Raw genomic sequence first — 13,334 nt, forward strand, 5'->3', positions numbered from 1 at the left:
AAAAAATAATGTATATTTGCATAAATAAAAACTTGATACTACTAATTTATAATTAACACTTTAAATAAAACACAAACATGAAAAAATTTATGGATGAAAACTTCCTGCTGGAAACTGCTACAGCCCAGGATTTATTTCATAATCATGCGGCAAAGATGCCGATTATAGACTATCATTGTCATCTTATTCCGGAGATGGTTGCCAATGACCATAAGTTTAAGAGCATAACCGAACTTTGGTTAGGCGGCGACCATTATAAATGGCGTGCGATGCGTACTAACGGAGTGGAGGAGAAATATTGTACCGGCACAGAAACTAGCGATTGGGAAAAATTTGAGAAGTGGGCAGAGACCGTTCCGTATACTTTGCGTAACCCGCTTTACCATTGGACCCATCTCGAACTTAAGACGGCTTTTGGCATAGATAAGTTGCTGAGCCCAAAGACAGCAAGGGAAATATATGACGAATGTAATGAGAAATTGCAACAGCCTGGATACACCGCACGTGGATTCATGCGTCGTTATAATGTAGAATGTGTCTGCACGACAGACGACCCAATTGATGATCTGAGATATCATAAGCAAACACGTGAGAGCGGTTTCGAGATAAAGATGATTCCCGCATGGCGTCCGGATAAAGCAATGGCTGTAGACAACGCTAAGGCTTTCGCTGATTATGTAACTCGTCTTGGCGAAGTGGCAGGTGTAACAATATCAAAATTCCAGGATCTCGTTGACGCCCTGCAGAAGCGTCATGATTTCTTCAACGAGAATGGTTGTCGTCTGTCAGACCATGGAATAGAAGAGTTTTATGATGAGCCTTATACCGACAGCCAGATTGAAACGATATTCGAAAAGGCTATGCGCGGTCAGGAGTTGTCACAACTGGAAATACGTCAGTTCAAGCACTGTATGCTAACTGTGTTTGCCGAGATGGATTATGACAGCGATTGGACACAACAATACCATTATGGAGCTATACGTGACAATAACAGCCTGATGTTTAAGAAGCTCGGTCCTGATACCGGATTTGACTCTATCGGAGAATTTAATACGGCAAAGGCCATGAGCCATTTCCTTGACCATCTTAATGCTGAGGGCAAGCTCACGCGTACCATATTATATACATTGAATCCTTGTGCTAATGAGGTTATTGCTACAATGCTTGGCAATTTCCAGGATGGTTCTTGTCCGGGTAAAATACAATTTGGTAGCGGATGGTGGTTTAATGACCAGCTTGACGGCATGACAAGACAGATGAATGCCTTGTCTGTTCTCGGTCTCTTGAGCCGTTTCGTCGGAATGTTGACGGACAGCCGCTCGTTCTTGTCGTATCCGCGCCATGAGTATTTCCGCCGTCTGTTATGTAATCTGCTTGGTAATGATGTAGAAAAGGGATTGCTTCCGGACGATAAGGAAATCCTGTACCGCATGGTTGAGGATATAAGTTACTACAATGCGAAAAATTACTTTAAGTTTTAAATTTTAAAACAGATAAAAGCCTCTTCTGCTCCATTTGGGCGGGAGAGGCTTTTTTAAGCTATTTAATTTATTAAATATTTGTGGGTTTCGGAAAATAAAAGTATTTTTGCAAAGTTTTACGATTTTATTACAACACATAAATTTATGAAGAAGTTACTAAACGTGGTGTTATTTGCCGTATTATGCTTCATTTTAGGGAGCTGTGCCAGCGGTAAGCATATTGCTTATTTTCAGAATGCCGACTCAGTAAGCCTTGAAGCTTCTAAAGGACTTTTTGACGCACGAATAATGCCAAAAGACTTGCTTACGATTACAGTAAGTACCACAGACCCTAAGGCAGCGACGCCTTTCAACCTGTCAGTTACCAACACATTGAATTCTTCAGGAGTTTTGTCTACGGGAGGTGGTGCCCTACAAACTTATCTTGTTGATAATGACGGATATATTAATTTTCCGGTAGTCGGCGCTATCAAGGTTGGCGGATTTACTAAGCGCCAGTGTGAGAATGCAATTAGGGAGAAGATTCTTCCATATATGTCAAAGACTGAGAATCCTATAGTTACGGTAAGGATGGCAAGTTTTAAAGTCGGAGTAGGCGGCGAGGTAAAGTCACCCGGAGTATATACTGTGGACCAGGAGAAAATCAGTGTGCTTGAAGCGTTGGCCAGAGCCGGTGACATGACGATATACGGTAGGCGTGAGAACGTATTGCTTGTGCGTGAGGATTCAACAGGCCAGAAATCGTTTCACAGACTGAATTTGAATGATGCAAACTTGATAAATTCTCCGTATTATTATTTGCATCAGAACGATTATATTTATGTTGAACCTAACAAAGTGCAGGCACAGAACTCGGCAATTGGTTCGAGTGTGACGATTTGGTTCTCGGTATTGAGCGTTGTTACGTCTGTTGCATCTTTGGTCGTTAACGTATTAAGATAATATAGAACATGTGTGGCATTGTTGGCTATTTGGGAACAAAAGACGCTTTCCCAATCCTAATGAAGGGACTTGGACGGCTCGAATATCGCGGTTACGATAGTGCGGGTACGGCCTTGTTGAATTCAAACGGCGGATTGAGCGTGTATAAGACAAAAGGCAAAGTTGCAGACTTGACAGCATTCTGTAATGACAAGGATGTGTCAGGTACGGTCGGCATTGCCCATACCAGATGGGCCACACATGGAGAACCTTCATCCGTTAATGCCCATCCGCATTATTCGGAATCAAAAAATCTAGCAATCATTCATAATGGCATAATCGAGAATTACGCTGATTTAAAACGTAAATTGCGTGAAAAAGGTTTGTCATTTCGTTCTGATACGGATACGGAAGTCCTTGTGCAGCTTATTGAATATGTACAGACAAAGAAAAATCTTGACTTGCTTACAGCTGTTCAACTTGCATTGCATGAGGTAATTGGCGCTTATGCGATAGCGCTTCTAGACAAGCGTGAGCCTAACCAGATTATTGCTGCATGTAGACAAAGTCCTTTAGTAATAGGAGTCGGTGACAATGAGTTTTTTTTAGCTTCAGATGCAAGTCCTATTATCGAGTATACGGATAAGGTTGTGTATCTTGAGGACGGTAGTATTGCCGTTATGCGTAAAGGCGAGGATCTGAAGGTTGTCAATATATTGAATCGTGAACTTTTCCCTAAAATACAAACTGTAGATTTAGATTTAGGTCAGATTGAGAAAGGTGGATATCCTCATTTTATGTTGAAAGAGATATTCGAACAACCTGAATGTCTGACAAATTGTATGCGGGGGCGTGTAAATGTTGAAGCTACCAATGTAACCTTAAGCGCTGTTATTGACTATAAAAAACAGTTGCTTTCAGCCAAAAGGATAATAATCGTTGGTTGTGGAACGTCATGGCATGCAGGATTAATTGGAAAACAGATAATCGAGAGCCTTTGCAGAATTCCTGTTGAAGTTGAATATGCAAGTGAATTTAGATATAGAAATCCTGTTGTAACTGATAAGGATATTGTTGTTGCAATATCCCAAAGTGGTGAAACAGCCGATACTTTGGCTGCCGTAAGGCTGGCTAAACAATGTGGTGCGTTCATTTATGGGATTTGTAATGTTATTGGAGCCAGCATTCCTCGTGCGACGGACACGGGCTCATATATTCATGTCGGGCCAGAAATTGGCGTGGCATCTACAAAAGCGTTTACTGGTCAGGTGACGGTTTTGACAATGCTTGCCTTGGCTTTGGCAAAGGAGCGTGGTACGGTTGATGATGATACATATTTCAGTATTGTCAGGGAATTGAGCGTAATACCTCAAAAAATGCAGGAAACTCTTGAGCTGAATGACCGTATCGCAATGTTGAGTCGGATATTTACTTATGCGCGTAATTTCTTGTATTTAGGTCGAGGTTATAATTATCCTGTTGCCCTTGAGGGAGCATTGAAATTGAAGGAAATCAGTTATATTCATGCTGAAGGCTACCCTGCGGCAGAAATGAAGCATGGTCCAATCGCCTTGATCGATTCTGATATGCCTGTGGTCGTAATTGCGACACGTAATTCAATGTATGAAAAAGTATTGAGTAATATTCAAGAAATAAAAGCGCGTAAGGGAAAAGTTATCGCTTTGGTAACAAAAGGTGATGATACAATAAGCAAGATGGTTGACGAGGTGATAGAGCTACCGGATACGCAAGAGTGTCTTGAACCGTTGGTAGCTACAATCCCTTTGCAATTATTGGCTTATCATATAGCTGTCTGCAAAGGTAAAAATGTAGATCAGCCTAGGAATTTGGCAAAGTCTGTAACAGTAGAATAATTATTAATGTGGGAAGCTAATGTGTCGTGGTTAAATATATTTATGATATGTCATGTCCGTTAGCTTTTTAAATCTTATATAATGGAACCTTTGAAGCATGAATGTGGAGTTGCAATGGTAAGATTACTAAAACCATTGGAATATTACCAGCAGAAGTATGGAACTTGGATGTATGGGCTTAACAAGCTCTATCTTATGATGGAAAAGCAGCATAACAGGGGACAGGAAGGTGCCGGAATGGCATGTGTTAATCTTGATGCCGTTCCTGGTTCGGAGTATATGTTCCGTGAACGTGCAGAGGGCTCCAATGCCATTACTGAAATATTCGGTAATGTTCACAAGAAATTTGGTAAAGCCACAACGCAACAGCTTTCAGATGTTGAATATGCAAAGCATAATTTACCGTTTGTCGGTGAACTCTATATGGGGCATTTGCGTTATTCCACAACAGGTAAAAGTGGATTGTCGTTCGTTCATCCATTCTTGCGCCGAAATAATTGGCGTGCGAAAAACTTGTGCTTGTGCGGGAATTTTAATATGACAAATATCGATGAGATATTTGAGAAATTAGTTAAACAAGGACAGTCACCCAGGATTTATGGTGATGGTTATATTACCCTTGAATTCATGGGGCATAGGCTCGACCGTGAGGTTGAGCGTAATTTTGTTGATGGCAAGAATCTCGGTTTAAAAGACCAGGAAATCACGAATTATATTGAAGATAATGTCAAAATAAGCAATGTCTTGAAATCAACGATGGCTGATTTTGACGGTGGCTACGTGATGTGTGGCATTACAGGTAGTGGTGAGATGTTCTCCATGCGTGATCCTTGGGGTATTCGTCCTGCGTTTTGGTATAAAGATGACGAGATTGTTGTTCTTGCCAGTGAACGTCCTGTATTGCAAACGACATTTGACCTTGAGTGTGACGATATTCATGAGCTTGAGCCTGGTTGCGCATTGATCGTAAAGAAAAATTGCGAGGCTTCGGTTGAAAGAATACTTGAGAAACGGGGAGATTGTAAGTGCTCGTTTGAACGTATATATTTTAGTAGAGGTTCGGATAGGGATATATACAAGGAACGCAAAAAGCTTGGTGAACAATTGACTCCGACAATACTTAAGGCTGTCGATTATGATACGGAACATACCGTTTTTTCCTTTATTCCCAATACAGCCGAAGTTGCATTTTACGGCATGCTTGGCGGATTTAAGCGATATATAAATGAGCAGAAGATAAAATCCATAATGGATATGGACCATAAGCCTTCTTATGAGGAACTTACAAATCTTTTGCACCAATATGTAAGAAGCGAGAAAATTGCGTGGAAAGATATTAAACTGCGTACATTCATAACGGAAGGGACTTCAAGGAACGATTTAGCTTCGCACGTATATGATGTGACTTATGAGTCACTTGAACCGTACAAGGATAATCTTGTTATAATAGATGACAGCATTGTGCGTGGAACAACATTGAAGGAAAGTATCTTGAAAATTCTCGATCGTCTGCATCCGAAGAAGATTGTAATCGTAAGTAGTTCTCCGCAAATACGCTATCCGGATTATTATGGTATTGACATGCCGAGTCTGGAAGAATTTTGTGTGTTCCGCGCAACAATTGAGTTATTGAAGGAACGTGGAATGTACCAGCTTATTGAAGACACTTATAATAAATGTAAAGCAGAATTGAAAAAGCCAAAAGCCGAAATGCAGAATTGCGTGCGTGATATATATAAACCGTTTACGGTTGATGAGATAAACAGAAAAATTATCGAGATGTTGCGTCCCGAAGGAATGACAACTCCGGTTGAACTTGTTTATCAGTCAATTGAAGGTTTGCATGAGGCTATTCCCGGACATAAGGGCGATTGGTATTTTACAGGCATTTATCCAACGCCTGGCGGAGTAAAACTTGTAAACCATGCATTTGTCGAGTATGTCGAGAATGTTTACAAGTATGAACAAAAGTTTTAAATCTACGTGAATGTGAACTAATAGCCCACGGCAGGCACTTGTGCCGTCCATGGGCATTTTTTTGAAAATACGCAATCGTTGCTTCTTGGACAAAATCTTTTGTGGCAGCGTTTGCATCAAGTAATAAAGCGCGACAAAATGAGAAACGTAACTTTAGTATTGGAAGATGGAACAAAGTTCCACGGAAAGTCTTTTGGCTATGATTGCCCTGTTGCTGGAGAGGTGGTGTTCAACACGGCGATGATGGGTTATCCTGAAAGCTTGACGGACCCATCGTATGCAGGCCAGTTAATGGTGCTTACATATCCATTGGTCGGTAATTACGGTGTACCGCCGTTTACTGTTGAGCCAGATGGAATAGCCTCTTTTATGGAAAGTGACAAGATTTATGCATCTGCAATTATAGTTGCGGATTACAGTGAGCAATATAGTCATTGGAATGCAGTTGAGAGCCTTGCCGATTGGCTGAAGCGGGAGAAAGTACCAGGTATTACTGGTATTGATACGCGTGAACTTACCAAGGTGTTACGTGAACATGGAGTTATGATGGGTAAAATCTTGTTTGACGATGAACCTGATAACATTCCAACGGCGAATTATGAGGGCGTAAACTTTGTAGACCAGGTAAGTTGCAAGCAAATTATTCGATATAATGAAGGCAGTGGAAAGAAAGTCGTGCTTGTTGATTGCGGTGTTAAGAACAATATTATAAGGTGCCTGGTTAATAGAGGCGTTGAGGTTATTCGTGTACCTTGGAATTATGATTATACGGGTATTGACTTTGACGGCTTATTTCTTGCCAACGGTCCTGGTGATCCTGATATGTGTGAGGATGCTGTAAATATAATACGTAAGCAAATGAGTATTTCTACAAAGCCGATATGTGGAATATGCATGGGAAACCAGTTGTTGGCAAAAGCTGGAGGAGCGAAAATATATAAGCTGAAATACGGACATCGTTCACACAACCAGCCGGTTAGATTGGTTGGAACTGAGCATTGCTATGTAACCAGCCAGAATCACGGTTATGCTGTTGATGCATCAACTTTGGACAAAGAATGGGAGGAACTTTTCGTCAATATGAACGATGGCAGTAATGAAGGTATACGCCATAAGACCAATCCTTGGTTCTCAAGCCAGTTCCATCCGGAGGCTTGTTCCGGGCCTGTTGATACAGAATTTATGTTTGACAGGTTTGTCGATGCGTTAGTTAAGTAATCTGAATGAGGAAGTCTAAGTCGAAAGGTGAAAAAATATTGATATGAAATACAATGATATAAAGAAAGTTCTGCTTCTTGGTTCTGGAGCATTGAAAATAGGTGAAGCGGGTGAGTTTGACTATTCTGGTTCACAGGCATTGAAGGCTTTGCGTGAGGAAGGCATTGAAACAGTGCTTATTAATCCGAATATCGCCACTGTGCAGACATCTGAAGGCGTTGCCGATCAGATATATTTTCTTCCGGTTCAGCCGTATTTTGTCGAGCGTGTAATAGAGAAAGAACGTCCTGATGGCATTCTATTGTCGTTTGGAGGACAAACTGCTCTTAATTGTGGCGTTGAGCTTTTTAAGAGCGGTGTACTTGAAAAATATGGCGTACGTGTTCTTGGCACTCCTGTTCAGGCCATCATGGATACTGAGGATCGTGAGCTTTTTGTTGATCGTCTTAACGAGATTGACGTAAAAACAATAAAGAGTGAGGCTTGCGAGAATATAGAGCAAGCACGTAAGGCTGCTTCCGATTTAGGTTATCCTGTTATAATCCGTGCGGCTTATGCCCTTGGCGGTCTTGGCAGTGGATTCTGCGATAATGAGGAAGAGCTTGACCGTTTGGCAGAGAAAGCTTTTTCATTTTCTCCACAAGTATTGGTTGAAAAGAGCTTAAAGGGATGGAAGGAAATAGAATACGAAGTTGTGCGTGACCGTTATGATAACTGCATAACCGTATGTAATATGGAGAATTTTGACCCTCTTGGTATACATACGGGTGAAAGTATTGTCATTGCTCCGTCGCAAACATTATCTAACAGTGAATATCATAAACTTCGTGCGCTTTCAATAAAGATTATTCGTCATATCGGAATTGTCGGTGAGTGTAACGTTCAGTATGCTTTCGACCCCAAGAGCGAGGATTATCGTGTCATCGAGGTCAATGCCCGTTTAAGTCGTAGCTCTGCATTGGCGTCTAAGGCAACAGGCTATCCGCTTGCCTTCGTTGCGGCCAAGTTAGGGTTAGGTTATGGCTTGTTTGAGTTGAAAAATTCCGTTACAAAGACAACAAGCGCATTCTTTGAACCGGCTCTTGACTATGTTGTTTGCAAGATTCCACGTTGGGACTTAAGCAAATTCAGGGGAGTTGACCGTGAATTGGGCTCATCCATGAAGTCTGTCGGCGAGGTTATGGCCATAGGACGTAACTTTGAGGAGGCTATACAAAAAGGCTTGCGTATGATAGGGCAGGGCATGCATGGGTTTGTTGAGAACAAAGAACTTGAAATCTCAGATATAGACGAAGCATTGCGTGACCCGACGGATAATCGAATATTTGTCATTTCTAAGGCCATGCATCGTGGATATACCATTGACCAAATACATGAACTGACGAAAATCGATAAATGGTTTTTGTATAAGTTGAAGCATATTATCGACATTGACGAGGCTCTGAAAAAGTGTAAGAGTGTTAATGTCCTTGACAAGGAGCTGCTTCGTATGGCCAAGGTATATGGCTTTACGGATTTCCAGATTGCCCGTGCTGTCGGTCTTGAGAACGAGCTTGGCAATATGGCGAAAGCAGGATTGGTAATCCGCAACTTGCGTAAGAGTTACGGTATATTGCCGGTTGTAAAGCAGATAGACACCCTCGCGGCTGAATATCCGGCTCAGACGAATTATCTGTATGTTACTTATGCCGGAGTGAATAGTGATATAGCTTTCGAGCGTGACAAGCGTTCAATTATAGTACTTGGATCCGGAGCTTATCGTATCGGTAGTTCTGTTGAGTTTGACTGGTGCGGCGTGCAGGCCCTTAATACAATAAGAAAGCAAGGTTGGCGTAGTGTCATGATTAATTATAATCCGGAGACTGTTTCAACAGACTATGACATGTGCGACCGCCTGTATTTCGACGAATTGACGTTCGAGCGTGTTATGGATATCATTGACCTTGAATGCCCGCATGGCGTGATCGTGTCAACTGGTGGCCAGATTCCAAATAATCTTGCTATGCGTCTTGATGCCCAAAATGTACCGATTCTCGGAACATCGGCTAAGGATATTGATAATGCGGAAGATCGCGCAAAGTTCTCCTCCATGTTAGGCCGTAACGGTATTGACCAGCCGGAATGGAGCGCACTGACATCCATGGATGATATAAACAAGTTCATTGAGCGTGTCGGTTTCCCTGTGTTGGTACGTCCTTCATACGTTCTTTCCGGAGCGGCGATGAATGTTTGCTCAAATAACGATGAACTTGAGCGCTTCCTCAAGCTTGCTGCAAATGTCTCAGAAGACCATCCAGTTGTTGTAAGCCAGTTTATTGAGCATGCCAAGGAGGTGGAAATGGACGCTGTCGCCCGTGACGGAGAGATAATCGCTTATGCTATTAGCGAACACATTGAGTTTGCCGGAGTTCATTCAGGCGATGCAACTATACAGTTCCCCCCGCAAAAATTGTATTGTGAGACTATACGCCGTATCAAGCGTGTGAGCCGTAAGATAGCGCAGGAATTGCATATTAGCGGTCCTTTCAATATACAGTTCCTTGCACGCGACAATGATATTAAGGTAATAGAGTGCAACCTTCGTGCGTCACGTTCGTTCCCGTTTGTCAGCAAAGTTCTTAAAATCAATCTGATAGAACTTGCTACGAAGGTAATGCTTGGGTTGCCGGTAGAACGTCCTGACAAAGATTTGTTCGACCTTGATTATGTCGGAATAAAGGCCAGTCAGTTCTCTTTCAACCGTTTGCAGAAAGCCGATCCTGTTCTTGGAGTCGACATGGCGTCAACCGGTGAGGTAGGTTGTCTTGGCGATGATACAAATACTGCTCTATTGAAGAGCATGCTTTCAGTAGGCCAGCGTATCCCTGAGAAGAACATCCTCCTTTCGACCGGTGGCCCGAAGCAGAAGGCCGAAATGCTCGACGCGGCCCGTCAGCTCGTCAAGAACGGATATAAACTTTATGCAACGGTTGGCTCTTCAAAATTCCTTACCGACAATGGGGTGGAGAATACGTTAGTCTATTGGCCGTCTGATGCCGACAAACATCCGCAGGCTCTTGACATGTTGCATAATCATGAAATCGATTTGGTTGTGAACATTCCTAAAGACCTTACGGTAAGCGAGCTTTCAAACGGTTATAAAATACGTCGCGCTGCTATCGACCTCAATGTTCCTTTGATAACTAACAGCCGTCTTGCTACAGCGTTTATCAATGCTTTCTGCCGCGTGCGGCTTGAAGACATCGACATTAAGGCATGGAGTGAGTACAAGTAATGCTTTAATTAATAAAATACAAAGACAGGCCGGATATTGGATTTTTTCAATGTCCGGCCTGTCTTTTATATCAGTCTGTAAAGTCGTTTGTTGACTTAGTCCTGTTCGGGGGTTATCAGTTTGTATCCCTTACCGTGGATATTGATTATTTCAATCTGGTCATCATCCTTCAGGTGCTTGCGCAGTTTAGTGATGTATACATCCATTGAACGTGCGTTGAAGTAGTTATCGTCAATCCATATGGTCTTTAACGCAAAGTCGCGCTGGAGTATTTCATTTGCGTGTGAGCACAGCAATGCAAGCAGTTCATTTTCTTTAGTTGTCAGTTTTGTCTGCTTTTCACCGATGGTGAGTAGTTGTTTTTGCGTATCGAAGGTGAAACGTCCGATATGGTATATCGTGTTTTCCTTGTTCTTCTTGCCACGTACGCGGCGGAGTATAGCTTCAATACGGAATACAAGCTCTTCCATCGAGAATGGCTTTGTGATGTAATCGTCGGCGCCGATTTTGAATCCTTCGAGGATGTCCTCTTTCAATGTCTTCGCAGTAAGGAATATGATAGGTATCTCTGCGTTGGCCTGGCGTATCTCCTGAGCCAGCGTGAAGCCGTCCTTCTTAGGCATCATCACGTCAAGAACACAGATGTCAAACTTGCTTTTCAGGAAAGCCTTGTATCCGGCCTCACCGTCCGGGCAAAGTTCTGCACTATAACCTTTTGCCTGTAAATATTCGCGAAGAAGCATACCCAAGTTCTCGTCGTCCTCGCAAAGTAGTATTTTCAATTTCTCGTCCATAGTTATTTATTTTTTATTATTGGTAATGATATTATAAAATTCGTTCCTTTTCCTCTTTCGCTTTCGGCATGTATTTCGCCTTTATGCAATTCAACCATCTTTTTTACATAGGCAAGTCCTAATCCGAATCCTTTTACGTCATGTACGTTCCCCGTGTGTACGCGGTAGAATTTTTCGAATATTTTTTTCAAGTTTTCTTTCTTTATGCCAAGTCCGTTGTCCTTTACGGACAGGTATAGTTTTTCCTTATCGTTCCATGTTGATATGAGGAGTTCCACCGGACGGTCAGGGTCGCGGTACTTCACGGCATTGTCAAGCAAGTTGAATATGACGTTCGTGAAGTGCATTTCGTCAACGTATATCGTAGGTTCGGTGGCGTTCAGCTTTGTCGTTATATGTCCCCCTGTATGTTCAACACGTAGTGTGAAGGTGTTAGCGACATTGTCAACGAGTTCGTTGAGGTTGAGTTCTTTTTTCTTGAAGATGGCCTTCTTCCGGTCGAACATTGACATTTGCAGCACTTTCTCCACGAGGAACCGCAAGCGTTTTGACTCGTCGTTGATTACTCCACCGAGGTGTTTCATCATCACTGGGCTTTTCGTAACGCTTTCGTCGTTGAGCATTTGCGCGGCAAGCGAAATGCTGCTGATTGGCGTTTTCAGCTCATGTGTCATGTTGTTTATAAAGTCGTTCTTTATCTCTGTGTATCGTTTTTGCCTGAATATCACGACGATAGTGAAGATAAACGTTACGAGCAGCACCACGGTAAATACCACCGACGGTATCATGAACCTGACTCCGCTGAATATATAGCTTCCCATGTCAGGGAAATGGATTTTCACCACTCCCATCTTGTTTGACGGATCGTTGCGGAATAATGCCTGTGAGTATGTGTAGTCCTCGCCTTCCTCAGTATAGTCCGGGCACCGGTACACCTCACGTCCGTCTTGGGTAGATACCGTGAAGTGGTATGGCAGGTCTATCCCATTGTTCATAAGTTCCGTCCTTATGTCCTGGTCAAGCATTTTGAAGTTTATTCGCTCGCGCAGGGGTTTGTCCGAGGCTGTGTATAGAATGCTGTAAACAACCTCGTCGAGCAATGCCTTTTGGTAGATATAGCGGTTCTTCACGATTTCGCGCATTGACTTTGTCGCTTCCGATATGGAGTTCTTGTCGCTGTGCAGGATTACCGCCTTTGGCATTGTAGATGGCTTGATGGTCATCGTCTTGAGTTCAAACGTAGAGTATGTCTTGCCGTTGTGTACGGAGACGGATGACTGGTGAGAGTGTTGAGCTGCTCCGTTTGAATAGTCGTGTATCCTGTCTGTAGAGTCGGTATTGCTGCTCATGCGCCCTGTGGCATTGACGTTGCGCTCAAGATATTTCAGTGTCTCGTTAAGCTCAAGATTGCGCGAGGCTTGGTAAAGGGCTTTGTTGACAGATTCGTCAAACTGCTCTTTCTTCATCTGGACCATCGCCTCGATGTACTTCAATTGCATGAAGAGCAAGACGAGGAACGAGAGTCCCATCACTATTGCTATTGTCCAAATGGTTGCTTTCTTCATGTCGGCAAATATATTGCAAAAAAACGATACCTGCAATCGCTTTTGTTAATTATTTATTCTGATTTTATCAAAATTAACCTTGTTTGCGTTGTATAATTGATAAATATTAAGTTTATCTAAACGGTGATAACATCTCGTATGTTATGGCGCAATGTGCGTGTAGCTGGATTACTGTATGTTAATGAGCTGATGCAGTGTGGGGTCTATCACCTTGGATATTAGACGTTTTG

General features: G+C 42.5%; 8 protein-coding genes. 6 read left to right on the top strand and 2 right to left on the bottom strand.

Annotation, left to right across the window (positions count from 1 at the left end):
• Positions 1 to 77: 77 nt before the first annotated feature.
• The 6 genes from uxaC (at position 78) to carB (ending at position 10,745) form a co-directional block, all read left to right on the top strand.
• Entirely contained in the window at positions 78 to 1,481 is a 1,404-nt protein-coding gene (gene uxaC / locus H6A34_RS04375; RefSeq protein WP_021947867.1) for a glucuronate isomerase, read from the top strand.
• A gap of 144 nt (positions 1,482 to 1,625) precedes the next feature.
• Positions 1,626 to 2,423, top strand: coding sequence for a polysaccharide biosynthesis/export family protein (locus tag H6A34_RS04380; protein WP_021947866.1), 798 nt, complete (start codon positions 1,626 to 1,628; stop codon positions 2,421 to 2,423).
• Positions 2,424 to 2,431: 8 nt separating this feature from the next.
• Entirely contained in the window at positions 2,432 to 4,276 is a 1,845-nt protein-coding gene (glmS, locus tag H6A34_RS04385) for a glutamine--fructose-6-phosphate transaminase (isomerizing) (RefSeq protein ID WP_021947865.1), read from the top strand.
• Between the two features lie 81 nt (positions 4,277 to 4,357).
• A complete protein-coding gene (locus tag H6A34_RS04390) occupies positions 4,358 to 6,253 on the top strand; it encodes an amidophosphoribosyltransferase (RefSeq protein ID WP_205103705.1) in 1,896 nt (631 codons plus the stop codon).
• A gap of 138 nt (positions 6,254 to 6,391) precedes the next feature.
• On the top strand, positions 6,392 to 7,471 hold the full coding sequence (gene carA, locus H6A34_RS04395) for a glutamine-hydrolyzing carbamoyl-phosphate synthase small subunit (RefSeq protein ID WP_205103706.1): 1,080 nt from the start codon (positions 6,392 to 6,394) through the stop codon (positions 7,469 to 7,471).
• Between the two features lie 43 nt (positions 7,472 to 7,514).
• Positions 7,515 to 10,745, top strand: a complete 3,231-nt coding sequence (carB, locus tag H6A34_RS04400) for a carbamoyl-phosphate synthase (glutamine-hydrolyzing) large subunit (protein WP_021947862.1) — start codon at positions 7,515 to 7,517, stop codon at positions 10,743 to 10,745.
• 95 nt (positions 10,746 to 10,840) lie between these two features.
• Here the strand turns inward: carB and rprY are convergent, their stop codons facing one another.
• Both rprY and H6A34_RS04410 read right to left on the bottom strand, forming a co-directional pair.
• Positions 10,841 to 11,539, bottom strand: coding sequence for a response regulator transcription factor RprY (gene rprY / locus H6A34_RS04405; RefSeq protein WP_021947861.1), 699 nt, complete (start codon positions 11,537 to 11,539; stop codon positions 10,841 to 10,843).
• Positions 11,540 to 11,541: 2 nt separating this feature from the next.
• Complete coding sequence (locus H6A34_RS04410) at positions 11,542 to 13,104, bottom strand: sensor histidine kinase (protein ID WP_205103708.1); 1,563 nt, start codon at positions 13,102 to 13,104, stop codon at positions 11,542 to 11,544.
• Positions 13,105 to 13,334: the final 230 nt, after the last annotated feature.

Origin of the sequence: Marseilla massiliensis (assembly GCF_016899855.1) — a bacterium.
Lineage (GTDB): Bacteria > Bacteroidota > Bacteroidia > Bacteroidales > Bacteroidaceae > Prevotella.

Excerpts from the sequence above, each read along its gene's own strand:
- uxaC (WP_021947867.1), top strand. The coding sequence starts at position 78 with ATGAAAAAATTTATGGATGAAAACTTCCTGCTGGAAACTGCTACAGCC.
- H6A34_RS04380 (WP_021947866.1), top strand. The coding sequence starts at position 1,626 with ATGAAGAAGTTACTAAACGTGGTGTTATTTGCCGTATTATGCTTCATT.
- glmS (WP_021947865.1), top strand. The coding sequence starts at position 2,432 with ATGTGTGGCATTGTTGGCTATTTGGGAACAAAAGACGCTTTCCCAATC.
- H6A34_RS04390 (WP_205103705.1), top strand. The coding sequence starts at position 4,358 with ATGGAACCTTTGAAGCATGAATGTGGAGTTGCAATGGTAAGATTACTA.
- carA (WP_205103706.1), top strand. The coding sequence starts at position 6,392 with ATGAGAAACGTAACTTTAGTATTGGAAGATGGAACAAAGTTCCACGGA.
- carB (WP_021947862.1), top strand. The coding sequence starts at position 7,515 with ATGAAATACAATGATATAAAGAAAGTTCTGCTTCTTGGTTCTGGAGCA.
- rprY (WP_021947861.1), bottom strand. The coding sequence starts at position 11,539 with ATGGACGAGAAATTGAAAATACTACTTTGCGAGGACGACGAGAACTTG.
- H6A34_RS04410 (WP_205103708.1), bottom strand. The coding sequence starts at position 13,104 with ATGAAGAAAGCAACCATTTGGACAATAGCAATAGTGATGGGACTCTCG.